The following is a 22,971-nucleotide window of genomic DNA, read 5'->3' as shown; positions in this document are numbered from 1 at the left end:
TCCTATTCTTCGTTATTTTCATCCGTATTAATGATAAGTGGTGTTGCCACATCTTCTCTTTCTTTTCGCTGATTTTCACGTAAATTCAGTGGAAAATGGCAGGCAAATTCGTGATGTTTAATTCGTCTTGTTGGTGGTTTATTAATACATTTTTTCTGCGCAAATGGACAACGCGGGCCAAGACGACAGCCAATAGGTAGCTGATCCAACAGTGGCACACTACCGCGCAATGTGCCTAAACGGCTTTTGAGAGGTAGTGGCTGTTTAAAATCAGGAATAGAATGCAGCAGCGCATTGGTGTAAGGGTGATGTGGCGTGTTGAGTACACTTTCTTTCGACCCAGATTCCGCATTTTGCCCACAATAAAGCACGCTGAAACTGTCGCACCATTCACGGATACTATTAATATCATTGCTTGCTAGCAAGATAGATGTACCTTGGTTTTGGTTCATATTCAACAGCAGACGAAAAATTTGCACTTTAGTGATGGATTCCAATGCGTTGGTTGGCTCATCGGCAATTAATAAGCGCGGTTGGTTGGCAACGGCGGCGGCGATCATCACTTTTTGCCCTTCCCCTTCGGTGATTTCATCGGGGTAGCTGTTCATTATGTCTTTATGATCTTTAATCCCCACACGGTGTAATAATTCAATGGCGCGGCGTTTTTTCCAGCCAAACCATTGCCACCAGCGCCCTTTGAATGTCCAAGAGGGAATATTTTGGATCAGTTGTTTGCCAATTTTGCTGCTGGGATCTAGATTAGTCAGTGGCTCTTGGAAGATCATTGAAATTTCTTTGCCCACTAATTTTCGTCTTTTATGTGGGCTAAGTTTGAGCAGTTCCACATCATTAAAACGAAAGCGATCAGCGGTAACAACCCACGAGTCCTTAATGGTGTTACAAATTACTTTTGCAATCAGACTTTTTCCTGAACCTGATTCCCCGACTAAACCGCAAATTTCCCCTTCATTTAAGGTGAGATTGACGTTATCGATGATTTTTACTCGACCATTTGGCGTTTTTATTTCTATGCAAAGATTACGAATATCAAGTAGTGCCATAGGAATTCCTATTCATAATATTTTTCAATGGCTTTATTAATGCCGTTGCCGAGTAATAGCGCAACTAAGATCACCGCCATAATGGCAATCCCTGGTAGGATTACCGTCCAAGGTGCAAGGTAAATTAGTTCGAGAGAATCTTTAATCATCACGCCCCATTCAGGCATTGGGCTTTGCGCACCGAGAGAAATAAAACTTAATGCACTAATATCCAAAATGGCGATGGTAAAAGCGCGGGTGATTTCTTGGATATATTTCACCCAAATATTGGGGAAAATAGCCTCTTTTAACAAAATCCAATTTGATGCCCCTTCAAGACGGAGCATTAAAATGTATTCTTTTTTCAGCTCTTTTTGAATGGCTTGGTAAATTTCGTGAATAAAGTGTGGTAATAAGGCCAAGGTAATGGCAAGCATTGCGTTAATCAGGCTAGGCTGCATTAAGGTAGCAATAATAATGGCAATCAACAAAATGGGCGTGGAAAGGAAAGCATCAAGAAAATGCCCAAGTATACGCGATTTAATCCCTTGCGACATTCCAGCCCAAACGCCCATAATGCCACCTAAAATTGCGGTGAAAATCACCACAATTAAGGCTGAGCCTAAGGTGTAGGTTGTTCCTGTAATTAATCGGCTTAGCACATCACGTCCAATGTCGTCCGTGCCAAAGAAATAGGCAATTTTTCCGCCATTCACCCAAGATGGGGGCATTAACTCAAAACCGATAAACTGCGTTTCAGCTGGATAAGGGGCAATAAATCTACTAAAAAGTGCGGTCAAAATAAACAACAAAAATAGATAAAAACTGGCAAGCGCCACTTTATCTTGGCGAAATAATTTCCAAATGGTGGTTAATGTTGCTGTGTGGCGAAATTCTGCCGGATCTTTATCTTGCATACCAACCTTTCTTATTTAACGGATCTAACACAAAGGTGAGCGTTTCTACCAATAAATTCACCACAATAATACATAATCCAATCACGATAATGCCTGCGGAAATACTGTTGTAATCTTGCTGGGCAACGGCATTAATCAGCCAACGCCCAATGCCAGACCAACCAAAGGTGCCTTCAACCAACATACATTGTGCAATCACAAGGGTGAATAATCGCGTCATTTGCGGTACTAATAATGGCAAGGTGTTGCGTAAAATATGCGTACGCAAAATCTTGCACATTGACCAGCCTCTTGTCATTGAAATTTTGATGTAAGGCTGCTCAAACAAATAGGCAGCACGCTCTTGTACGATACGAATAATTTCCATTGTTGGCCAAATGGTTAGCACTAAGGTTGGCAAAATTAGGTGCTGCAGCACATTTTGGATCACCTTAATGCGATAAGGTTCATCAATAAACCAAACGTCAATAATAGGAAACCCCGTGATGGACTGAATTTCATAGAGCAAATTATATTGCCCAATAGCAGCAATCTCCCAACCATAAATAGCCGCCGCATAAAGCAACAGAGGCGCAAGCCAAAACACAGGTAGTGAAAGCCCTATGACAGACAAAGTGCGGATGATTTTTCCGAAGAATTTTTTACGATAAATCGCCCCAATTAGCCCTAAAGGAATGCCAAAGAGCAACGCCAGTAAAATGGCGGTAAAGCAAAGCTCAAGGGTAGGCGGTAGCACGGTGAGAACTAAATCACTTAGGGAATCACCACCGTTATAGCTAATCCCCAAATCCCCATTGAGTAAATTTTTCACATAGAAAAAATAGCCCGAATAAAAATGCGGCGTTGCCAGCACTTCATTGAGCGGATCGCGCATTAGCACCGCATAGCTAATGATAGAAAGAATCACTAAGGTGATCACCAACAAGATAAGATGCCTGAAAAACGACAAAATCATTTTTTCTCTCCTTGTTGATAGGATAGCGTAGTAAAGTTAATGCTACCAAAAGGCGCAAGCTCCAAGCCTTTCACCCGTGAATTTGCAATCAACATTCGTTTTACATTCGCCACAGGAATAATGGGTAATTCTGACAAAATAATTTCTTGTGCAATATTATAATAATTGGCGCGTGAACGTAAATGCGTGGTATTTAAAGCGCGGTTCATTGCATCTTCAAAAGGCGCATAACACCAGTTGGAAAGATTAGTGATGTCATTGACTGTGCCGCAGCTTAAAATCGGGCGCATAAAGCTATCGGGATCTAAATTCCCCGCAAGCCAGCCAGTGAGAATCAAATCGTAATCTTCCGAGCCATTTCGCAGCTGCTCAATTAAATAAGTGCGAGTTACAGGGCGAATGGCTAATTCCACCCCCACTTGTGCCAAATCCCATTTGATTAATTCTGCCATTTTGATTGGCGAAGGGTTATACACCTGTTCTTCGTTTAGCACCCACATTGTGAGCTTGAGTTGTTTATCTTGTAAAAAGGCCTTGGCGGCTTTCGGGTTGTAATCATAGGCAAAATCAGGTGTGTTCACCGTTGCCGCCCAAGAAATATTAGGAATAATATTATTCGCCACACTTGCCGTATTATGATAAATCCGATGAATAATACGTTCCCGATCAATACCTTGCGAGATGGCTCGGCGCAGATCCAGATCTTTCATCGTAGGTTTTAGGAAATTAAATGCCAGATAGGATAAATTCATTCCTTCAGTGGACTTCAAATAATAGCGCTCATCAAACTGTTTTAAAATCCCCAGTTGGCTTACATCAGGGCTAGAGGTGATCTGACATTCGCCATTTAAGAATTTAATCAAACGCCCGGTTCGGTCTGTGGAAAGATCAATAATAATATGCTCAATTTTCCCTTTCTTACGCCAATAATCGTCATTTCTTGCTAAACGAACATATTGATTTCGCACGAAGTTTTGCACTTTATAAGGGCCCGTTCCCACCGGCAAGGTATCTAGCTGAGAAAGGTTGTCATCAGCGTTGAGCTGTAAGGCATATTCTTGTGAGAAAATAATGGCGTATTGACTGGCAAGGTGAGAAAGAATGGACGCATCAGGCTGAAAAAGCTGGATTTGCACTTGATAGGGCGAAGTGGCAACCACAGACTCAATTTTTTCGCTTAATTTAATGCTTTCAAAATAAGGAAAACGCACTTTGCGCGCTTGCTCGTGGAAAATACGATATTGCGGATTTTTGTAGTCCACCAAGGTTTCTAAAGTCGGCAAATCCGTGTTATGTCCTAGCACACGATTAAGTGAAAATACCACATCTTCCGCATTAAAATCGCGTGTTGGAGTAAACCAATCCGTTTGATGGAACTTAATCCCTTTGCGTAAATTAATGGTGATGGTTTTGCCGTCTGCGGACAGGCTATAACTCTGCGCCAGCACTGGCTCAACGGTTGCGCTGTTATTCTTGATTTCAAATAATTTATTGTAAATCTGTTCGGTTACCACATTCATACTGGTTCCCGCATCGCTCGTTTGCGGATTGAAGGATAAACCGTTTGCCTGCGTGCAATAAATTAACCCATTTTGCGTGAGAATTTTTGGCACTTTAGGGGCGCTAAAACTTGGCAAACTGATTAGGCTTGCACTCAGCAAAATAGCAGAAACAACGATTTTTCTTATAAACATAACAGGCATATTTGTGATAAATTATGACGAAATTTTAAAGTATATTGGCGAAATTTAGAAATAAAATGTTTGATTATATTCAAAAAGAACTGGATAACCTGATTGACCGCGGATTTGACCGCACTTTGCGTTTAGCCGTAACTGGGCTAAGTCGTAGCGGCAAAACGGCCTTTATTACCAGCCTTGTGAACCAACTTTTGCATATTAATGCGGTAGATAACGCCCATTTACCCTTATTTGATGCGGCGCGCGATAAACGGATTTTAGCCGTAAAACGCATTGAACAGCGCACGATGCACATTCCCCGCTTTGAATATGAAAACAATTTGAAATGTTTAACGGACGAGCCACCACATTGGCCTGATTCCACCCGTGGCGTGAGTGAAACTCGCTTGGCCATTCGTTACCAACAGCGTGGCTTATGGCGGCATTTAAAAGAAACTAGCACCCTTTATCTCGATATTTTTGATTACCCAGGGGAATGGCTACTAGACTTACCCTTGCTCGAATTAGATTTTCAACAATGGAGCGAACAACAGCGCCAGCTTATGCAAGGACAACGCCTTGAGTTAGCGCAAAAATGGCGCGAAAAACTCGAGAAAATTGACTTATTTGCGAAAGCCGATGAAGAAGTGCTGGCGCAGCTGGCAAAGGATTACACGGAATACTTACTTGCTTGTAAAGCGCAGGGCTTGCATTTTATTCAACCGGGGCGTTTTGTGTTAATGGGGGAGCTGGAAGGCTCGCCAGCGGTGCAATTTTTCCCCTTGGTTCATCTTAATGCAGAACAATGGCAAGCCTTGAAAAAAGCCGATAGCAATAGCTATTTTGCTTTTTTAACAAAGCGTTACGATTATTATTGCCAACATATCGTCAAAGGTTTTTATCGGGATTATTTTTCCACCTTTGATCGACAAGTGATCTTGGCTGATTGCCTTACCCCGCTTAATCATAGCCAACGTGCTTTTTTAGATATGCAAGAAGGATTGCAAGCCTTATTTAAGAGCTTTCATTATGGCAAACGCACCTTGCTTAATCGTTTGTTTTCACCAAAAATTGATAAATTAATGTTCCTTGCCACCAAAGCAGATCACATCACTAAAGATCAACGCCATAATTTGGTTAGCCTGCTACGTCAGCTTGTGCAAGAGGGCGGTCGTTATGTGGAATATGAAGGCATTGAAACCGCATACAGCGCCATTGCAGCCATTCGTGCCACGCAACAGGTTACGGTAAATCAAAATGGCAAGTTTTATCCTGCGATCCAAGGTGTTCGACAAAAAGATCAGCAAAAAATCACCCTTTACCCCGGGGAAGTGCCAAGCCGCTTACCGAATGCGCAATTTTGGCAAACTCAACATTTTGAATTTGATCAATTTGAACCCCTGCCCCTTGAACAAGGCAACCCTATTCCCCATTTACGAATGGACGCCGTACTGCAATTTTTACTCGCGGATAAACTGGATTGATCGCACAGCATTGATCGTAACGGAGATAACCAATGAAAAAACAAATTTTTCACACCGCACTTGAAGATCAAGAACAACAAGCCTTTGCGCCGAAACAAACTTTTTCGCAAGAGAATTTAATTATTGAAGCGGAAGTGGAAGATGAACTGGGTGATCTCGCACCACAGTTTGAGCAAGCAGTGCAGCCAAAACCCCGTTGGTGGAAAAAATGGCTGGCAGGTTCTGCACTCTTTTTTGGCGGTGCTGTGATTGCGCAGTCGGTGCAATGGTTGATTGATAGCTGGCAAAATCACCAATGGATTTATTTCTCTTTTGCCGTGGCAAGTTGTTCCTTGGTGGCATTGGGAATCAGCGCGATTGTCAGTGAATGGCGTAAGCTGGTGAAGTTAAAAAAACGAATGATCTTGCAAGCGCAAAGCCAAACCTTGCTTAACCGCCAATCTGTACGCCAGCAAAGTGCGGTGGATTTTCAGCAAGATTTTTCCCCACAAGAAAGTGAAAAAGTTCAACAGCTCTGCCAAGATATTATGAAAGCAATGGATATTTCGCCGCAATCGCCAGAATTTATCCAGTGGCAAAAGCAGGCTAATGAAGGGTATTCCGCCAGTGAAACCGCCTATTTATTCAGCCAAACGGTGTTAAAACCTATCGATAAACAAGCCCAAAAATTGATTAGCAAAAATGCCATTGAAGCCGCGGCCATTGTTGCGGTTAGCCCTTTGGCGGTGGTTGATGTGTTTTTTATTGCGTGGCGAAATATTCGCTTAATCAATCAGTTAGCCAAACTTTATCATATTGAACTAGGGTATTTTAGCCGCCTACGTTTATTGCGAATGGTATTGTTAAATATGGCGTTTGCAGGAGCAACCGAAGTGATCCAAGATATTGGAATGGATTGGCTTTCACAAGATGTTACGGCGAAATTTTCCGCCCGCATTGCCCAAGGTGTCGGCGTGGGGCTGCTTACCGCAAGGCTTGGCATTAAAGCAATGGAATTCTGCCGCCCACTTGCCTTTAAGCAAGAAGAACGCCCACGTTTAAAGCATATTCAAAAAGAAGTGTTATCGAATTTAAAGGGCTTATTGTTGCCAAGTAAAAAAGCAGATTAATCGATAAAAATTGCCCCTAGCGTTGATAACTAGGGGCAATTTTTTTATTAATAAAATGAACCTTTAAGCATTCTCTTTTGGTTTTTTATCTTGCGGCAGAACTAAGTTCAAAATTAACGCTAATAAGGATCCCACAGTAATGCCTGAACCAAGCACTTCTTTGAAAAAGTGCGGTAGTTTTTCGAGCAATTCTGGGCGAGTGGTTACGGCTAAGCCACAACCAATGGAAATGGCGATGATTAAGCCGTTGCGTTTGCTACGTTCAATGCTATCTAGCATTTGAATACCTGCGGCAATAATCATTGCGAACATCATCAGTCCCGCACCGCCAAGCACTGGTAGTGGAATTGACACAATTAACGCACCAAATACTGGGAATAAGCCTGCTAGCACCAATAATGCCCCAGTTATGGCAACTACATAGCGGCTTGCCACGCCAGTAAGAGAAATCACGCCGATATTTTGCGAGAAAGAAGAAAACGGCGTAGTGGACATAATCGCCGCAAGGGCTGAACCTAAACCATCACACAACACGCCGCCGCGTAAATGTTTCCCTGTGATTTCCGTTTTCGTAGCGTTCCCCAAGGCTAAGAAGTTACCGCTTGATTCCACAATGGTTACCAAATAGGCGATGGACATACCAATAATTCCTGCGATAGGGAAGGATAGACCAAAGTGTAGCGGTTGCGGCACGGCGAAAATTTGCGCTTGTTTCACCCCATCAAAATTCACCCAACCTAGGGCGAGTGCCACCACATAGCCTGTCATCATTCCAATCACAATGGCTGCGGCGGAAAAAATGCCTTTACCCCATTGCACTAAAATCACCACGATGACTAACACGAAACTTGCCATCATCAGGTTTTCTGGCGTGGCATAATTCGGATCGTTGCGTTGTCCGCCAGCGAACCAATCCACCGCCACAGGAATAAGGCTAAGACCGATCATCATCACCACGGTTCCTGTTACCACAGGCGGGAATAATTTACGGATATAAGGCATAAAGAAGCTACCGATGATCATCACCAACGATCCCACTAGCGAAGCCCCTAAAATTCCCGCAACGCCATCTTCACTAAAGCCAATGGCAAGAGCTGCGGCCACAAAGGTGAAACTTGTTCCCATTACACTTGGCAAGCGAATACCGATTGGGCCTAAACCACGGCATTGAATAATGGTTACCACACCTGAAATAAGTAGCGCGGCGTTTACTAGGGTGATGGTGTCTTCAGTGGGTAATTTTAATACATTCCCGATCACCAATGGCACAGCAATAATCCCCCCTAAGGCGGCAAGCAAATGCTGAGCGGCTAATAATAGACTTAACCCGAAAGGCGGTTTGTCTTCAACGGAATAGAGTAGGTTGTTGTTCATAAGCTTTCCTGAGTAATAAAAAATAGCGCGCATTATACTTGAAAATGGATTTTAAGCAATCGTTTGCTTTTGCACGGTTAAAACTTAGTAAAATCGCACCGCACTTTGTTTTTCTATCTTTTATATAAATTAAGCTTTAAGCCGTTGTATCAGTTTGTTCATTGGGCGAGTAAGGGGGCAAGATAATGCAAAGGACAGCTAACTGGAGTGAAATAAATGACCTAACACCAGAGAATCAAAAATCTATAAGTTGTATAAGGGGATTATTCAGGGAATGAAAAAAATCTCACTACATTTTAAAAAGCGCGGTGAGATTTTTGATTAAAAAGCGTTGTTTAGCAGAAAATTACACATTAAAACGGAAGTGCATTACATCGCCATCTTGCACGATATAATCTTTTCCTTCTAAACGCCATTTGCCCGCTTCTTTTGCGCCGTTTTCGCCTTTGTATTGAATGAAATCATCATAAGAAATCACTTCAGCGCGGATAAAGCCTTTTTCAAAATCCGTGTGAATGACGGCAGCGGCTTTTGGTGCGGTTGCGCCTACGGAAACTGTCCACGCGCGCACTTCTTTTACGCCAGCGGTGAAGTAGGTTTGTAAGTTTAATAAGGCATAACCTGCGCGGATCACACGGTTTAAACCTGGTTCTTCAATGCCAAGATCTTGCAAGAATTCTACTTTTTCTTCATCGTCAAGCTCAGCGATTTCCGATTCAATGGCGGCACACACAGGCACAACCACAGCACCTTCTTTTTCTGCAATTTCACGTACGCGATCTAAATAAGGGTTATTTTCAAAACCGTCTTCGTTTACGTTAGCGATATACATTGTCGGTTTTAAGGTTAAGAAGTTATAGCTTTTAATGGCGTGTAATTCGTCTTTGTCTAAATCTACTGAGCGAATCATTCCTGCATTTTCTAACACAGGCAGAATTTTTTCCATTACACTTAATTCAAATTTGGCTTCTTTATCGCCACCTTTAGCGCGTTTTTGTAAGCGTTGAATAGCACGCTCACAGCTGTCTAAATCAGCCAGTGCAAGCTCGGTGTTGATGGTGTCGATGTCTTCAGCAGGATCGATTTTCCCTGCAACGTGAACGATGTCATCATTTTCAAAACAACGCACAACGTGGCCGATGGCGTCCGTTTCACGAATATTCGCAAGGAATTTGTTGCCCAAGCCTTCCCCTTTGCTTGCACCAGCTACAAGGCCTGCAATATCCACAAATTCCATTGTGGTTGGCAATACACGTTCAGGCTTAACGATTTCCGCTAATGCGTCTAAACGTGGATCTGGCATTGGCACAACGCCGGTGTTTGGTTCGATGGTACAGAACGGATAGTTCGCCGCTTCAATACCTGCTTTTGTTAATGCGTTAAAAAGGGTGGATTTACCCACGTTTGGTAAGCCCACGATACCACATTTGAATCCCATAATGTTTCCTTAATTGTGTTATGTTTTAAAGCGTTAAGTGTTTTACGCTTTAAAGCTATTGAGTCGATTTGTTGCTTTTGTAATGCCTTCTTTGATGAGAATTTCCACGCACGCGGCGGCTTCATCTAAGGCTTTGTCAATCAGTTGCCAATCGCTTGGCGAAGGTTTGCCTAGCACATAGGCAGAAACCAGATTTTTATCACCAGGGTGTCCAATGCCTACGCGCAGACGGTAAAAATTTTTATTATTACCCAACTGAGCAATACTATCACGCAAACCGTTATGCCCACCGTGTCCGCCCCCTTGTTTAATTTTGGCAACACCGGGCGGAAGATCAAGCTCATCGTGAATAATCAGAATTTCTTCAGGTTTAATACGGTAAAAATTGGCTAATGCACTCACCGCTTTACCGCTTAAATTCATAAAGGTGGTAGGAACGAGAAAACGAATTTCTTCGCCAAAAATCACCGCTCTTGCCGTTTTACCAAAAAATTTACTTTCTTCTTTCAGCTGAAAATTAAATTGACGAGCAAGGCGATCAATCACCCATTCCCCTGCATTATGGCGCGTGTCGGCATATTTATCGCCGGGGTTAGCCAGCCCAACAATGAGTTTAATTTCTGACATACTTTCTTTAACTGGACAAAAAATAGTGGGCTATTGTAGCGAAAAAACAGCTACAACGCCAACACCAATACACCGCTCAAAATTAAAATTGATCCGATGATAAGTTTTAAGCTGATTGGTTCGCCTAATAGCACCACGCCTAGCACAATGGCGATGACGACACTCAATTTATCAATCGGGGCGACCCAAGAGGCAGGGGCAAGTTGTAGGGCGCGGTAGTAACAAAGCCAAGAAAGCCCAGTGGCAACACCAGATAATAGCAGGAAAATAAAGGGTTTGGTGGCGATATGTTGGGGCAGTTGCCATTCGTTGCGCAGAGTAATAATGCCGCCAGCGACCACGAGTACCACAATGGTGCGGATAAATGTCGCAAGGTTGCTGTTAATGCCTTCCACGCCGAGTTTGCCTAAAATGGCAGTTAGCCCAGCGAAAAATGCTGATCCAATGGCGAAAATGACCCAATTCATCGTTTTTCCTTATTTTTTCGTGTGTTTATCACCGCACTTTTGTTTGATATTCGCTATAATAGCAAAGTTTTTTTAGAGAAAAATACTAAGTATAAATAAAATGCCAAGTGTTAATCAAAGTGCCTTAGTGCCTTACAGTGCCAAACAAATGTATGATTTGGTGAATAATTATGAACGCTATCCTGAGTTTGTGCCGGGCTGCGTGGAAAGCCGAACCCTAAGCCGTCAGCAAAATCAGCTCACGGCAGAATTGGTGATCAGCAAGGCAGGCATTCGCCAGCGTTTTACCACGCAAAATACAATGGTGGAAAATCAGCGTATTCAAATGCAGTTGGTGGAAGGGCCTTTCAAGTTTTTACAAGGGGAATGGCAGTTTGTGGAAATTGATGAGCAGTGTTGCAAAATTGCCTTAAAACTGGATTTTGAATTTTCTAATCCGATTATTGCAATGGCGTTCGGGCAGATTTTTACCCATCTTACCAGCAAAATGATCGATGCGTTTAAGCAACGCGCTAAGGAGGTTTACGCCTAATGTCTAAATTAAAAATTGAAATTGCTTATGCCTTGCCTGATCGTTATTTTTTGAAAACTTTGCATATGGAGCAAGGTACAACGGTGCAAACGGCGATTTTGCAATCGGGTATTTTGCATCAATTTAGTGAAATTGATTTACGCGAAAATAAAATTGGCATTTTCAGCCGCCCTGCGAAGCTCACCGATGTGCTAGAAAATGGCGATCGCATTGAGATTTATCGCCCGTTATTGGCTGATCCTAAAGAAATCCGCCGTAAGCGTGCGGCACAGCAGTTGCAAGAACAGCAAGCGCAAAAGCAAGCTGAAAAAGAAGCGAAAAAACGCGCAAAACAATTAGCCCAAGATCAACAATCTGTATCCCAATTGGCAACACCATCTTCAACTCAAGAGGAACAAGGCAATGATTAAATTTTGCTTACCCGATCACATTAGCCCAGAACAATTTTTGCAAGAATATTGGCAAAAGAAACCCTTATTAATTCGCAATGGTCTGCCACAAATTGTGGGGCAGTTTGAGCCAGAAGATATTATTGAACTGGCGCAGGGCGAAGAAGTTACCGCGCGCTTAATTAAGCAACACATCGATGAGAATTGGGAACTCAAAGTTAGCCCGCTGGCAGAGCAAGATTTTGTTGATGTGCCAACACAATGGACGGTGCTGGTGCAAAATATGGAACAATGGTCGCCAGAATTAGGCCAGCTTTGGAACGCCTTTGGCTTTATTCCGCAATGGCAACGGGACGATATTATGGTGTCTTACGCGCCGCAAGGTGGTTCAGTAGGGCGACATTATGATGAATATGACGTGTTCCTCGTGCAAGGTTACGGACATCGCCGTTGGCAGCTTGGCAAATGGTGCGATCCAACCACCGAGTTCAAGCCGAACCAGCCGATCCGTATTTTTGATGATATGGGCGAATTGGTGCTTGATGAAGTGCTTGCACCCGGTGATGTGCTTTATGTGCCTTCGCGTTTATCCCATTATGGCGTGGCGCAAGATGATTGCCTGACGTTCTCTTTCGGCTTACGTTATCCTAATTTAGCGGATATTTTTGAAAATGTGGGCAAAGCTTTTAATCAACCGAATTTAGAATTGGATCTAAGCGAATTTTTAATTCCACTGCGCCTTAGCCCTAATCTTCAACCCACAGGTTTATTGGCACAGCAAAATATCGCCACCATTAAGCAACAATTTCTTGCCAGCCTTGCGGAAAGCCCGCAATTTGACGCTTTATTCAAACAAGCCTTAGCAAGCACAGTAAGTAGCAGACGCTACGAATTATTGCCAACGGAAGGGGAGTGCGATCCTGACGAAGTGCGGTCGCTTTTGGAGGAAGATTGTTTGCTTTCACAAGATAATAATTGCAAATTGCTTTACACCGAGCATCCGTTGCGTATTTATGCCAATGGCGAATGGCTAGATGAACTCAATCCCCTTGAAGCACAAATTTTAAAACGCTTAGCAGATGGCGAAAGCCTTGGCTTAGGCGATTTGCAAGCCTTAATGCTTGACGTGCAAGATAAAGAAAGTGTAATGGAATTATTGTTAGACAGCCTATGCAACTGGCTTGATGATGGCTGGGTATTGTTGGATTAAAAATGGAGAATAGTGCGATTTATTCCGTTTCACAGCTCAATCAGCAGGCTCGCCAATTATTGGAAGGCCAGCTTGGGCTAGTGTGGCTCACGGGGGAAATTTCCAATTTCACCCAACCTGTTTCGGGGCATTGGTATCTCACCTTGAAAGATGAAAATGCCCAAGTGCGTTGCGCAATGTTCCGAATGAAAAATCTGCGCGTGCCGTTTCGTCCGCAAAATGGAATGCAAGTGTTGGTGCGTGCCAGTGTGAGCTTATACGAGCCACGCGGTGATTATCAGCTGATTATCGACAGTATGCATCCTGCAGGTGAGGGCTTGTTACAACAGCAGTTTGAAGCTTTAAAAATGAAATTGGCAGCGGAAGGATTGTTTGCGCAAAATCTGAAAAAAAATCTACCGCACTTTAGCCGCAAAGTAGGCGTGATCACTTCACCAACAGGGGCGGCGTTGCAAGATATTTTGCATATTTTACAGCGGCGCGATCCGAGCCTGAATGTGGTGATTTATCCCACCGCTGTGCAAGGCAAAGAGGCTACCGATGAAATTGTGCAAATGATCGAACTTGCCAACCGCCGTCAAGAAGTGGATGTGCTAATTGTCGGGCGCGGTGGCGGTTCTCTAGAAGATTTATGGTGTTTCAATGAAGAAGCCGTGGCGCGTGCGATTTTTAATTCTGTGATCCCTGTGATCAGCGCGGTGGGACACGAAACCGATGTTACCATTGCCGATTTTGTGGCTGATGTGCGTGCGCCCACGCCCTCTGCCGCAGCAGAATTAGTGAGCCGTGATCAGCAAGAATTATTGCAACAGCTTAACTATAAACGTCAGCGCTTAGAAATGGCGTTAGATCGTCTATTTAATGAAAAAAGCCAAGTCTTAAATCAGCTTGTATGGCGTTTGCAAAATCGTCATCCGCAAATTCAGCTGAATCAACAAAAAGCCCAGCTAGAACAGCTTGCTTACCGTTTGCAATTTGCAATGCAACGGGCAGTGGAAAAATCGCAACAGCAAATTGCCGTGCAACACCAGCGTTTGCATTTGGCAATGGAACGCAGTCTTTCCGCGAAACAACAAGGATTACAGCAACTGAGCCAACACTTGCAAAATCGCCACCCGCAAAAACAGCTTAATCAGCAAAAAGCCCAGATCCAACAGCTAGGCTATGGTTTAAGGCTCGCAATGCAGCATTATTTGGTAAAAAAACAGCAAAATTTCACCGCACTTAATGAGCGACTGAATAATAATCCGCTGCCGTATCGCTTACAAAAACAGGCGCAACATTTGCAACAATTAAAAGTGCGGTTAGATTTTGGTGCAGAAAAACTGCTGACAAATAAACAGGGGCGTTTTGCCACCTTGTGCCAACGCTTGGACGGATTAAGCCCGCTGAAAATTCTTTCCCGTGGTTATTCCATTTCTGAAAATGAACAAGGCATTGCGATTACTGATTCTCATCAAGTGCAAGTGGGAGAGCGGGTGAAAACACAGCTAATGAATGGCGTGATTTATAGCCGTGTTGAGCAAATCGAAAAACAAATCATCACTGAAAAATAAGGATTCTGAGAATTTTTCTTGGTGGGAAAGAAAATCGGTTCTTTTTTGTAAAATAAATGAAAAAATAAAAATTTTAAATTTTTTTACGATTTTAGTTGTTTTTTTTTTTTTTTTTTTACAATGAGTCAGATTTATCTTGATTTTATTGAGATAAAGCTAAACGAAAATATTTTATTCATATTTGTGGTTAAGGCAACTTAACCACTTTTTTTGTATTTAAAATTGTGCTGATATATTTATTTTTCCCAATTAAAAAATTAAAAGTGCGGTGAAAAATTTTAAAATTTTCTACCGCACTTTATAAAATGGAAATATTGTTTATTGGGATTGCTTGTTATGGCTTAATTGCAAGCTAATCGTTTATTTTTATCCTTCTTCATTTGGAAACATAAACGGATTTAAACCACTGCGCGCAAGGCCTTTTTCTTCCATTTCTATATCAAGATAGATGCTTGCCAGATCATCGGCAATGGCTTCCACATAAGGATCTTTTTCTTGATACATCATTTTCAGATAACTATGGCAATCGCCGCAGCTTTCTGCTTTCACTGGCGCAGATTCACTGTCGATTGACCAATAATCCAATTTCCCTGTGTGATTGCAGTTGGTGCATTTGCTACGCACCACATTCCATTCACTTTCGCAAAGAGAGCAATGCACATAACGCAAGCCTTGTTCTGAGCCAAAATGGACTACGCTGGCTGTCGGCGGCGCACTGCATACAGGGCAAAGATGAAGGTGTTCACCGCTTTCCATTTTACTATTTTGCGGTAATTGTTGAGCAAGCTGAATCCAATAAAGGGAAAGTGCCGCCCAAATAAATAAGGCTTTGTCGCTGCTGACTTCAGAAAATTGTTGCGCAAGCAGTTTGTCAGCAAGTTGTTCAAGCTCGCTGTCGGAGGCTTTTTCTAAATTCTCAATGGTGGCTTGTACGCTTTCATTGCCATTATTTTTCATTTTATTGAGTAAGGCGCGCAGCAAATCTCGCCATTGGGGATCGCGCTGCCATTTTGTGATGTCAAGGGGAACGCTGGTTTCCGTGCTGATTTCAATTTTCTGCGTAACGGGCTGTTCATTCAGTAGCGCAAGCTGGCAATCAACAATATTGGCGGCGAAGTTAAGGTAATCCGCCATTGGGTGATTTTGTGCTAAAGAACGTAGGCGTTCGGCGCGGCGTTGGTAAAGATTTTTCGGGTTGGAAAATAAAAGAATCGGGTGATGAAAAGAGCTGGCAGCTTGTACAATTTCATCTTTTGGTAGGATTTTTATACTCATAATTTTTCATTAACGTTCGTCAATAAAGAAAGTGCGGTGTAAATTTGCAAAATTTTGCAAAAAACCACCGCACTTTACCATTGCTAATTATTTAGCGTGCTTTTCTTTCGCTTTTTCTGCGGCTTCCTTTTCAAGTTCTGGCAGAATGTCTTCACGGAACCAGCGTGGGTGATGTTTTTTCGCCCAGCGTACCGTTACCCAACCTTCAACCATTCCACGAATAGAGCCTTTCACCCAGAATGCCATATACATATGTACCATAATACCAGTAAAGAGCATAAAGGCACTGGCTGAGTGCAGCAAAATGGCAATGCGGATAACAGGAATTGGGAAATTATGGGAGAAATATTGTCGCCACATAATAATTCCTGTTGTTAGTAGGGTAACCATTGCAAGGATTAAGGTCCAGAATAGCATTTTTTGCCCTAAATTATATTTTCCGTTGTCTGAAACGGCGTGTTCGTTGCCTTTTAAGACTTCTTTAATATTTTTTAGCCATACCCAGTCATTTTTTTCAGGAATGTTGTAAGGCCAGTAAATCAAGCAAAGATTGATAAAGGCAATAAACATTATTATCCCGGTGAATGGGTGGATAAAACGGGCAATTCTTGGGTTACCTAAGATTTCCGTTAGCCAAGCAAAATCAGGGAAGAAGAATGCAAGCCCTGATAAGCCTGTGGTGAAGAAACAGATTACAAGTAACCAGTGACTTAAACGCGCAGGCAATTTGTGGCGAACAACTCGTTGATCGTTGCTGATCTTAACTTTACTCATTTTCGCCTCCTTTATGTGCTTGTTCGTCTTCTGGCACGACTTCTTCGTGTTCTTCTAGATCTTCCGTATTTGGCCCAACTGCAAGATAGTGCGCAATTTCAGAAAGCACTAAGCCTCCCATTGCCACCGCTGCAACTGGTTTCAATACGTCTTTCCATAATTTCACGGTCACGTCAATTTGTGGATCTTTCGGTAAGCCTGAGTAAAGCTCTGGCTTGTCAGCGTGATGTAACACATACATAACGTGTGTGCCGCCCACGCCTTCTGGATCATAAAGCCCTGCATTTTCATAACCACGGGATTTGAGATCCGCAATGCGAGTTTCCGCATAGTGTTTCATTTCTTCTTTTGTACCGAAATGAATTGCGCCTGTTGGACAGGTTTTCACACAAGCGGGTTCTTGACCCACGGTAACGCGATCAACACAAAGCGTACATTTGTACACACGGTTATCTTCAGGGTTCATTCTTGGAATATTGAATGGACAACCTGCGATACAGTAACCACAACCGATACATTTATCTGATTGGAAATCAACGATGCCGTTTGCATACTGAATAATCGCACCCGGTGATGGGCAAGATTTTAAACAGCCCGGTTCACTACAGTGCATACAGCCATCTTTACGGATCAGCCATTCTAGACGGTCATTTTCTTCAACTTCGTTGAATTTCATCACCGTCCAAGCTTTGGCATTGAGATCAATCGGGTTATCGTATGAGCCGATACATTTTTCCGGCTCGGCACGAAGATCATTCCATTCTGAACAAGCCACTTGGCAGGCTTTACAGCCGATACAAGTGGTAACGTCAATCAGTTTTGCCACTTCAAGCTGATGATCTCGAGCGTGAGGTGGTGGTGTTAATCCCGATGTTGCAGAGGCTTTAATAATATCTTGCGATTGAATAGTTCCCATATTATGCCCCCACTTTCTCAATATTTACCAACATACATTTTGATTCCGGTGTTTGTGTATTTGCATCACCTGCACGAATGGTGAGGTTATTGGCAAAGAAACCTTGTTTACCAATACCGCCAAAGCCCCAGTGAATTGGAATACCTACGGTATGCACGGCTTTGCCATCGGCAGTGAGTGGGCGGATACGTTTGGTTACCACGGCTACTGCTTTGATGTATCCGCGTTTAGAGGTTACTTTGACATAATCCCCATTGCTAATGCCTTTTTCTTGTGCCAAGGCTTCGCTGATTTCCACGAATTGTTCTGGCTGTGCAATCACATTGAGTAATACGTTTTTCGTCCAGAAGTGGAAATGCTCAGTTAATCGGTAAGTTGTACCTACATAAGGGAATTCTTCTGAACTACCAATATCCGGTTTATCACTTTCCAAGATACGAGCAACAGGGCTAGAAACCACATTTGGATGTAGTGGGTTAGTTCCAATCGGAGTTTCAATTGGTTCGTAATGTTCTGGGAACGGGCCGTCAGCCATACGTTCACGCACGAATAAACCACTTACCCCTTCAGGTTGCATAATAAATGGTAGGGTAGAACTATTTGGTGGTGCTGTACCGAAGTCTGCCACGTCCACATAGTTCCAGTTTTTGCCATTCCATTTAATCAACTGGCGTTTTGGATTCCACGGCTTACCGGATAAGTCTGCACTTGCACGGTTATAGATAATACGGCGGTTCATCGGCCACGCGAAACCCCAACCGAGGGTATTACCTAAGTTAGATGGATCGGCGTTATCGCGATTCGCCATTTGGTTACCTTTTTGTGTCCATTGACCAGTATAAATCCAGCAAGCACCTGAAGTGCTACCATCAGCACGCATTTGTGCGAAACTTGAAAGTAGCTCGCCTTTTTTCAAGATCACATTGCCGTTGGAATCAAGGAGATCTTGTAAGGCATAGCCGTTCATTTCTTTCGCCACTTCTTCTGCTTTTGGTTCAAGCGGATTGTCATAGTTCCAGCTCATCGCTTCAAGGGTATCCAGTGATACGCCACCTTCTTTGTGATAAAGCTCGATCAATGCAGCTCTTAATTCAGAAAGAATTTCACCATCGCTTTTCGCTTCAAATGGCGGCTCAACAGCTTTCCAGTGCCATTGTAACCAACGACCAGAGTTGGCGATTGAGCCGTGTTCTTCCACGAAACAAGTGGTTGGTAAGCGGAATACTTCGGTTTGAATTTCTTCTGTTTTCACATCATTAAATTCACCGTAGTTTTTCCAGAATTCCGAGGTATCCGTAATTAACGGATCCATAATCACCAAGTATTTCAAATTACTTAAGGCTTTGATGATCTTGCCTGAATTTGGATAAGAGGCAACAGGGTTCATTCCTTGGCAGAAATAACCATTTACACGACCTTGATACATTTCATCAATGTAGCGCATTTGATCCATACCGCCTTTCGGCAATTTTGGTAAATAATGGTAGCCGAATTCATTTTCAGCAGTAGCTTTTTCACCAAAGAAGGTTTTCAGCATACTTACCATAAATTTCGGCGTATTTTGCCAGTAGTTCACCTGATCTTTCATCATTGTTTTTGGCGTAATACGGTTTAGGAAATTTTCTAAACTGGTATCCGCTTCGGTTGGCAATGGAATATAACCCGGCAACATATGTGGGAATAAACCTAAATCCGTAATCCCTTGTACATTTGAGTGTCCACGCAACGCATTTACACCACCGCCAGAAACCCCGATATTACCGAGTAATAACTGGATCATCGCCATTGTACGAATATTTTGTGAACCCACAGTATGTTGAGTCCAACCTAATGCGTACATAAAGGTTGCCGCTTTGTCAGGGGCAGAGGTTTTGGCAATTTCTTCACAGAATTGTAAGAAACTTTTTTGTGGTGTACCCGTGATACGTTCTACCATTTCAGGGGTATAACGAGAAACGTGATCTTTTAACAGATTAATCACGCAACGAGGGTGTTGTAAGGTCAGATCTCGAATAGGCTGGCCTTCCGCATCAAATTGATAACGCCAAGTTGAACGATCATATTTACGTGTTTCAGGATCATAGCCTGAGAACAAGCCGTCTTCAAACTTGAAGTTCTCATCAACGAGGAATGCCGCATTCGTATAATGTCTAACATATTCGTGTTGAATTTGATCTTTTTCTAATAAATAACGAATAACGCCAGATAAAAATGCAATATCTGTTCCAGAACGTAATGGCATATAAATATCTGCAACTGAAGCTGTACGGTTAAAGCGTGGATCAACCACCATTAACTTCGCACCATTTTGTTTTTTCGCTTCAATCGCCCAACGGAACCCAACAGGGTGAGCTTCCGCAGCGTTACCGCCCATTACGATTACTAAATCAGAGTTTTTAATATCAACCCAGTGGTTGGTCATCGCACCGCGACCAAATGATGGAGCAAGACTTGCTACCGTTGGTCCGTGTCAGATACTCGCTTGGTTGTCGGTATAAATCATACCGAGTGAGCGCACAAATTTTTGCGTTAAGATGCCCGTTTCATTACTACAAGCAGAGCCTGCTAAGAAACCTGACGTCATCCAACGATTCACAGGCGTGCCATTTTCATTGTTTAACACAAAGTTGGCATCGCGGTCTGCTTTCATATGTTTTGCGATACGCTCAATGGCTTCTTCCCAAGAGATGCGTTTCCACTCGCTTGAACCTGCTTCACGCACTTCAGGGTATTTTACACGGCGTGGGCTATTTACATAATCCAATGCACCTGCCCCTTTCGGACAAAGCGCCCCACGGCTTACTGGATGATCGGGGTCCCCTTCAATGTGATAAAGTTTACCCACGCTATTTTTTGCGCCATCACCTAAGCTGTATAACAACATACCACAGCCTACGGCACAATAGGTGCAGGTATTACGGGTTTCTTTACCGCGTAATAACTTGTATTCGCGAGGAGCTGCTAAAGCTGTTGCTGGAGCAAAGCCCAACATCGCCGCAGACGTCCCTGCCATACCACCTGCACAGATCTTAAAGAATTTTCTTCTTGTGACCTGCATAGAGATACTCCTTAACCAACAAAATTGTTGTGTTATTGTGTAGTAGTAGATTTGTTTTTTATATAGATATTCGTTCAGGTTAGCTGAATATTTCAAATTTTTATTTAGCAAAATACAACGGCAAATAGCACATTTTCACAAATGAAATAATTCAGTTACAGTATAGTTTGTTGTTAAATTGTATTACAATTAACACAACGTAATACTGTGGCTAGGATACGCCTTTTCACGCCTAAAATCTATAAGTAATCTTGATTAGAAAGGAAAAATTCTTGAGCTGGATCACAAAATCAACAGTTAATTTTTTCAAAAAATTAACAAATAATAAACATTCTCAATACACATCACTTTGGCAAGAAAAAGAAGAAACCTTAGCGGTAGAAACCCCTGTTGCCTTAGTGTATAACGGCATTAGCCACACCGTAATGATGTGTTCCCCACAAGACTTGGAAGATTTTGCCCTTGGCTTTTCTTTAACCGAAGGCATTATCGAAAAGCCAGCGGACATTTATGGCATTGACGTAGAAGAAACCTGCAACGGAATTGAAGTACAAATAGAAATTGCCACACGCTGTTTTGTCGCGCTCAAAGAACGCCGCCGAACTCTAGCAGGAAGAACGGGCTGCGGCATTTGTGGCACAGAACAGCTTGATCAAATCCACAAAAACTTGCCTATTTTGCACCGCACTTATGTTTTGGATATTTCTCTTCTTGACGGTTGCCTGAAAAAATTACATTCAGCCCAACAGCTTGGACAACAAACAGGTTCAACCCACGCTGCCGCGTTTTTCGATTTGCACGGCAATTTGCTCGCCATTCGCGAAGATGTGGGTCGTCACGTCGCCCTGGATAAACTCTTAGGCTGGTACGCCACACAACCGAAGCAACAAGGTTTTGTGCTAATTTCCAGCCGTGCGAGTTATGAAATGGTACAGAAAGTCGTAAGCGTTGGCATTGAATGTCTAGCCGCCATCTCCGCTGCGACCGCCCTTGCCGTACAACAAGCCAAACAAAGCCAACTTACCTTAATTGGCTTCGCCAGAGAGGGCAGAGCAACAGTTTACACAGGAAAAGAGCGGTTGGATTTTTTGGAGAATTTTATGCTTACTAATTTGATATCAAAAAGCTGACATCAACTTCTTGAATGCCAGCCTTATATCCTTGAGCAGATCAGTTTATTTTAGTTAGAACAGCCGTGCCATTTGGCGCAATGATTTTTATATGACTTGGAGGCTGTTTTTGTCGATGTAAAATTGCCACAATATTATCTAATTTAACAATGTCTTGGAATTTGCCTTTTATTTCATATTGAGCCGTATTCACATCAGGCAAAAAAATCAAAAATGTACTAATTTTTGTGCTACGAATTGTCTCCAGCTTAATCGCCTCTCTATTTTCTACTTGATAAACAGGCTGCTTACGTTTGCTATATTTTGCCAAGAGATCTGCATCTTGGCTTATATTTAAAATATATTGCAATTTATCAAGTTGTTTTTTATCCACCTGTTTATTATTAGCCTGTTGCGTTTGGCTTTTACTCTCCACAGTAGGCATCGGCGTTTGAGCCACTGCTGCATCATTCTTTACTGGGAGAGCGAAGGCTTTGGGGAGTCGGCTTCTGTCCCAGTGCTTTGCTTTTCAGTGGCTTGCTTATCTTTTGTGGGATCAGCAATTTCTTGAATTGTTGATTGTGGTTCAGAAGTGGGCACCCCTTTCTCTTGAAATTCAATATTTGAAAATGGTGCTTGTTTCTCCGCTTGATAAGTAATCTCACTGATAAACTGAGGTTTTTCCAACCGTTGTGTATTTTCTCCAACTAACGTAAGAACCACATTATCATTGAGTATATCAAAGCGCAGATATTGTCCTTTTAGCTGTTGATTTATATGCTCGAAAAGTTGGCTAATTGTTTCTTTTGGCGTATTTTCCAAAATAATAGGGGTTGAGCTATTTGCCTGAAAACTGTAGTAACCTATTCCTAATTTTTGAGCAAGGAGCTGTGAAAATTCCCCAATGTTTCCCTTATAATTCACAGAAAGTGTTGCATTTTCGTAATGGGATTTATCTTTTATTAAGGCTGTAGAGGCCATCGCGGTATTAAAAACGCCCCAAAATAAGCAAGTTGTAAATAAATATAATTTTTTCATTGTGTTATCCTTTTATTATTTTGA

20 protein-coding genes and 1 pseudogene are annotated in these 22,971 nt (G+C 42.6%); 7 read left to right on the top strand and 14 right to left on the bottom strand.

Annotation, left to right across the window (positions count from 1 at the left end; translation table 11 throughout):
* Positions 1–2: 2 nt before the first annotated feature.
* Genes ELZ61_RS08655 through ELZ61_RS08640 form a run of 4 tightly spaced genes read right to left on the bottom strand, consistent with a single transcriptional unit; the run spans position 3 to position 4,606 of the window.
* On the bottom strand, positions 3–1,061 hold the full coding sequence (locus ELZ61_RS08655; protein ID WP_126372961.1) for a peptide ABC transporter ATP-binding protein: 1,059 nt from the start codon (positions 1,059–1,061) through the stop codon (positions 3–5).
* A gap of 8 nt (positions 1,062–1,069) precedes the next feature.
* On the bottom strand, positions 1,070–1,957 hold the full coding sequence (locus ELZ61_RS08650; RefSeq protein WP_126372959.1) for an ABC transporter permease subunit: 888 nt from the start codon (positions 1,955–1,957) through the stop codon (positions 1,070–1,072).
* Positions 1,947–2,912, bottom strand: a complete 966-nt coding sequence (locus tag ELZ61_RS08645) for an ABC transporter permease (RefSeq protein ID WP_126372957.1) — start codon at positions 2,910–2,912, stop codon at positions 1,947–1,949. The genes ELZ61_RS08650 and ELZ61_RS08645 overlap by 11 nt, the downstream gene beginning before the upstream one ends.
* Complete coding sequence (locus ELZ61_RS08640; RefSeq protein WP_126372955.1) at positions 2,909–4,606, bottom strand: ABC transporter substrate-binding protein; 1,698 nt, start codon at positions 4,604–4,606, stop codon at positions 2,909–2,911. The genes ELZ61_RS08645 and ELZ61_RS08640 overlap by 4 nt, the downstream gene beginning before the upstream one ends.
* 65 nt (positions 4,607–4,671) lie before the next feature.
* On the opposite strand from ELZ61_RS08640, the gene ELZ61_RS08635 reads away from it, so the two are divergent.
* Complete coding sequence (locus ELZ61_RS08635; RefSeq protein ID WP_126372953.1) at positions 4,672–6,075, top strand: YcjX family GTP-binding protein; 1,404 nt, start codon at positions 4,672–4,674, stop codon at positions 6,073–6,075.
* A gap of 32 nt (positions 6,076–6,107) precedes the next feature.
* The gene (locus tag ELZ61_RS08630) at positions 6,108–7,184 is read left to right on the top strand and encodes a TIGR01620 family protein (protein WP_126372951.1); all 1,077 of its coding nucleotides are present in this window, start codon (positions 6,108–6,110) and stop codon (positions 7,182–7,184) included.
* A 63-nt stretch (positions 7,185–7,247) separates the two neighbouring features.
* Here the strand turns inward: ELZ61_RS08630 and ELZ61_RS08625 are convergent, their stop codons facing one another.
* The 4 genes from ELZ61_RS08625 to ELZ61_RS08610 all read right to left on the bottom strand — a co-directional run bounded on the left by ELZ61_RS08625 (position 7,248) and on the right by ELZ61_RS08610 (position 11,090).
* The gene (locus tag ELZ61_RS08625; protein WP_126372949.1) at positions 7,248–8,558 is read right to left on the bottom strand and encodes a nucleobase:cation symporter-2 family protein; all 1,311 of its coding nucleotides are present in this window, start codon (positions 8,556–8,558) and stop codon (positions 7,248–7,250) included.
* Positions 8,559–8,904: 346 nt separating this feature from the next.
* Positions 8,905–9,996: a redox-regulated ATPase YchF gene (ychF, locus tag ELZ61_RS08620; RefSeq protein ID WP_115249739.1), complete on the bottom strand. Its 1,092-nt coding sequence runs from the start codon at positions 9,994–9,996 to the stop codon at positions 8,905–8,907.
* Positions 9,997–10,038: 42 nt separating this feature from the next.
* A complete protein-coding gene (gene pth / locus ELZ61_RS08615; RefSeq protein ID WP_103853176.1) occupies positions 10,039–10,623 on the bottom strand; it encodes an aminoacyl-tRNA hydrolase in 585 nt (194 codons plus the stop codon).
* Positions 10,624–10,673: 50 nt separating this feature from the next.
* Positions 10,674–11,090 (bottom strand): EamA family transporter, encoded by a 417-nt coding sequence (locus ELZ61_RS08610; RefSeq protein ID WP_126372947.1) that lies wholly within the window; start codon positions 11,088–11,090, stop codon positions 10,674–10,676.
* 100 nt (positions 11,091–11,190) lie between these two features.
* Between ELZ61_RS08610 and ELZ61_RS08605 the strand changes: the two genes are divergently transcribed.
* The 4 genes and pseudogenes from ELZ61_RS08605 (at position 11,191) to xseA (ending at position 14,777) form a co-directional block, all read left to right on the top strand.
* Positions 11,191–11,622 carry a type II toxin-antitoxin system RatA family toxin gene (locus tag ELZ61_RS08605; protein WP_126372945.1) on the top strand — a complete coding sequence of 144 codons (432 nt, stop codon included), beginning with the start codon at positions 11,191–11,193 and terminating at the stop codon, positions 11,620–11,622.
* Positions 11,622–11,897: pseudogene (locus tag ELZ61_RS08600) on the top strand (RnfH family protein); the annotation flags it as partial. The gene ELZ61_RS08605 and the pseudogene ELZ61_RS08600, both read left to right, overlap by 1 nt.
* Before the next feature lie 127 nt (positions 11,898–12,024).
* Positions 12,025–13,221, top strand: a complete 1,197-nt coding sequence (locus ELZ61_RS08595; RefSeq protein WP_126372943.1) for a ribosomal protein uL16 3-hydroxylase — start codon at positions 12,025–12,027, stop codon at positions 13,219–13,221.
* A 2-nt stretch (positions 13,222–13,223) separates the two neighbouring features.
* A complete protein-coding gene (xseA, locus tag ELZ61_RS08590; RefSeq protein ID WP_126372941.1) occupies positions 13,224–14,777 on the top strand; it encodes an exodeoxyribonuclease VII large subunit in 1,554 nt (517 codons plus the stop codon).
* Between the two features lie 366 nt (positions 14,778–15,143).
* Here the strand turns inward: xseA and fdhE are convergent, their stop codons facing one another.
* The 4 genes from fdhE to fdnG all read right to left on the bottom strand — a co-directional run bounded on the left by fdhE (position 15,144) and on the right by fdnG (position 20,800).
* Positions 15,144–16,052: a formate dehydrogenase accessory protein FdhE gene (fdhE, locus tag ELZ61_RS08585; RefSeq protein WP_126372939.1), complete on the bottom strand. Its 909-nt coding sequence runs from the start codon at positions 16,050–16,052 to the stop codon at positions 15,144–15,146.
* Between the two features lie 87 nt (positions 16,053–16,139).
* On the bottom strand, positions 16,140–16,826 hold the full coding sequence (locus ELZ61_RS08580; protein ID WP_103855323.1) for a formate dehydrogenase subunit gamma: 687 nt from the start codon (positions 16,824–16,826) through the stop codon (positions 16,140–16,142).
* Positions 16,819–17,742 carry a formate dehydrogenase subunit beta gene (gene fdxH, locus ELZ61_RS08575; protein ID WP_126372937.1) on the bottom strand — a complete coding sequence of 308 codons (924 nt, stop codon included), beginning with the start codon at positions 17,740–17,742 and terminating at the stop codon, positions 16,819–16,821. The genes ELZ61_RS08580 and fdxH overlap by 8 nt, the downstream gene beginning before the upstream one ends.
* 1 nt (position 17,743) lies before the next feature.
* Positions 17,744–20,800, bottom strand: a complete 3,057-nt coding sequence (fdnG, locus tag ELZ61_RS08570) for a formate dehydrogenase-N subunit alpha (protein ID WP_164550731.1) — start codon at positions 20,798–20,800, stop codon at positions 17,744–17,746.
* 272 nt (positions 20,801–21,072) lie between these two features.
* Here fdnG and fdhD point away from each other — a divergent pair, with 272 nt between their 5' ends.
* On the top strand, positions 21,073–21,930 hold the full coding sequence (fdhD, locus tag ELZ61_RS08560; protein ID WP_126372934.1) for a formate dehydrogenase accessory sulfurtransferase FdhD: 858 nt from the start codon (positions 21,073–21,075) through the stop codon (positions 21,928–21,930).
* Between the two features lie 40 nt (positions 21,931–21,970).
* On the opposite strand, the gene ELZ61_RS08555 is transcribed toward fdhD, so the two are convergent.
* Positions 21,971–22,369, bottom strand: a complete 399-nt coding sequence (locus tag ELZ61_RS08555) for a hypothetical protein (RefSeq protein ID WP_126372932.1) — start codon at positions 22,367–22,369, stop codon at positions 21,971–21,973.
* A gap of 14 nt (positions 22,370–22,383) precedes the next feature.
* Positions 22,384–22,947, bottom strand: a complete 564-nt coding sequence (locus ELZ61_RS08550; protein ID WP_126372930.1) for a hypothetical protein — start codon at positions 22,945–22,947, stop codon at positions 22,384–22,386.
* Positions 22,948–22,971: the final 24 nt, after the last annotated feature.

The organism is Avibacterium volantium (genome assembly GCF_900635775.1).
GTDB classification, from domain to species: Bacteria; Pseudomonadota; Gammaproteobacteria; order Enterobacterales; family Pasteurellaceae; genus Avibacterium; species Avibacterium volantium.
Note: the sequence above shows the minus strand (reverse complement) of the source record. Positions and strands in the feature narration are given on the sequence as shown.

What these genes read in the sequence shown, in the direction of transcription:
- ELZ61_RS08655 (WP_126372961.1), bottom strand. Translation starts at nt 1,061, where the DNA reads ATGGCACTACTTGATATTCGTAATCTTTGCATAGAAATAAAAACGCCA.
- ELZ61_RS08650 (WP_126372959.1), bottom strand. Translation starts at nt 1,957, where the DNA reads ATGCAAGATAAAGATCCGGCAGAATTTCGCCACACAGCAACATTAACC.
- ELZ61_RS08645 (WP_126372957.1), bottom strand. Translation starts at nt 2,912, where the DNA reads ATGATTTTGTCGTTTTTCAGGCATCTTATCTTGTTGGTGATCACCTTA.
- ELZ61_RS08640 (WP_126372955.1), bottom strand. Translation starts at nt 4,606, where the DNA reads ATGTTTATAAGAAAAATCGTTGTTTCTGCTATTTTGCTGAGTGCAAGC.
- ELZ61_RS08635 (WP_126372953.1), top strand. Translation starts at nt 4,672, where the DNA reads ATGTTTGATTATATTCAAAAAGAACTGGATAACCTGATTGACCGCGGA.
- ELZ61_RS08630 (WP_126372951.1), top strand. Translation starts at nt 6,108, where the DNA reads ATGAAAAAACAAATTTTTCACACCGCACTTGAAGATCAAGAACAACAA.
- ELZ61_RS08625 (WP_126372949.1), bottom strand. Translation starts at nt 8,558, where the DNA reads ATGAACAACAACCTACTCTATTCCGTTGAAGACAAACCGCCTTTCGGG.
- ychF (WP_115249739.1), bottom strand. Translation starts at nt 9,996, where the DNA reads ATGGGATTCAAATGTGGTATCGTGGGCTTACCAAACGTGGGTAAATCC.
- pth (WP_103853176.1), bottom strand. Translation starts at nt 10,623, where the DNA reads ATGTCAGAAATTAAACTCATTGTTGGGCTGGCTAACCCCGGCGATAAA.
- ELZ61_RS08610 (WP_126372947.1), bottom strand. Translation starts at nt 11,090, where the DNA reads ATGAATTGGGTCATTTTCGCCATTGGATCAGCATTTTTCGCTGGGCTA.
- ELZ61_RS08605 (WP_126372945.1), top strand. Translation starts at nt 11,191, where the DNA reads ATGCCAAGTGTTAATCAAAGTGCCTTAGTGCCTTACAGTGCCAAACAA.
- ELZ61_RS08595 (WP_126372943.1), top strand. Translation starts at nt 12,025, where the DNA reads ATGATTAAATTTTGCTTACCCGATCACATTAGCCCAGAACAATTTTTG.
- xseA (WP_126372941.1), top strand. Translation starts at nt 13,224, where the DNA reads ATGGAGAATAGTGCGATTTATTCCGTTTCACAGCTCAATCAGCAGGCT.
- fdhE (WP_126372939.1), bottom strand. Translation starts at nt 16,052, where the DNA reads ATGAGTATAAAAATCCTACCAAAAGATGAAATTGTACAAGCTGCCAGC.
- ELZ61_RS08580 (WP_103855323.1), bottom strand. Translation starts at nt 16,826, where the DNA reads ATGAGTAAAGTTAAGATCAGCAACGATCAACGAGTTGTTCGCCACAAA.
- fdxH (WP_126372937.1), bottom strand. Translation starts at nt 17,742, where the DNA reads ATGGGAACTATTCAATCGCAAGATATTATTAAAGCCTCTGCAACATCG.
- ELZ61_RS08550 (WP_126372930.1), bottom strand. Translation starts at nt 22,947, where the DNA reads ATGAAAAAATTATATTTATTTACAACTTGCTTATTTTGGGGCGTTTTT.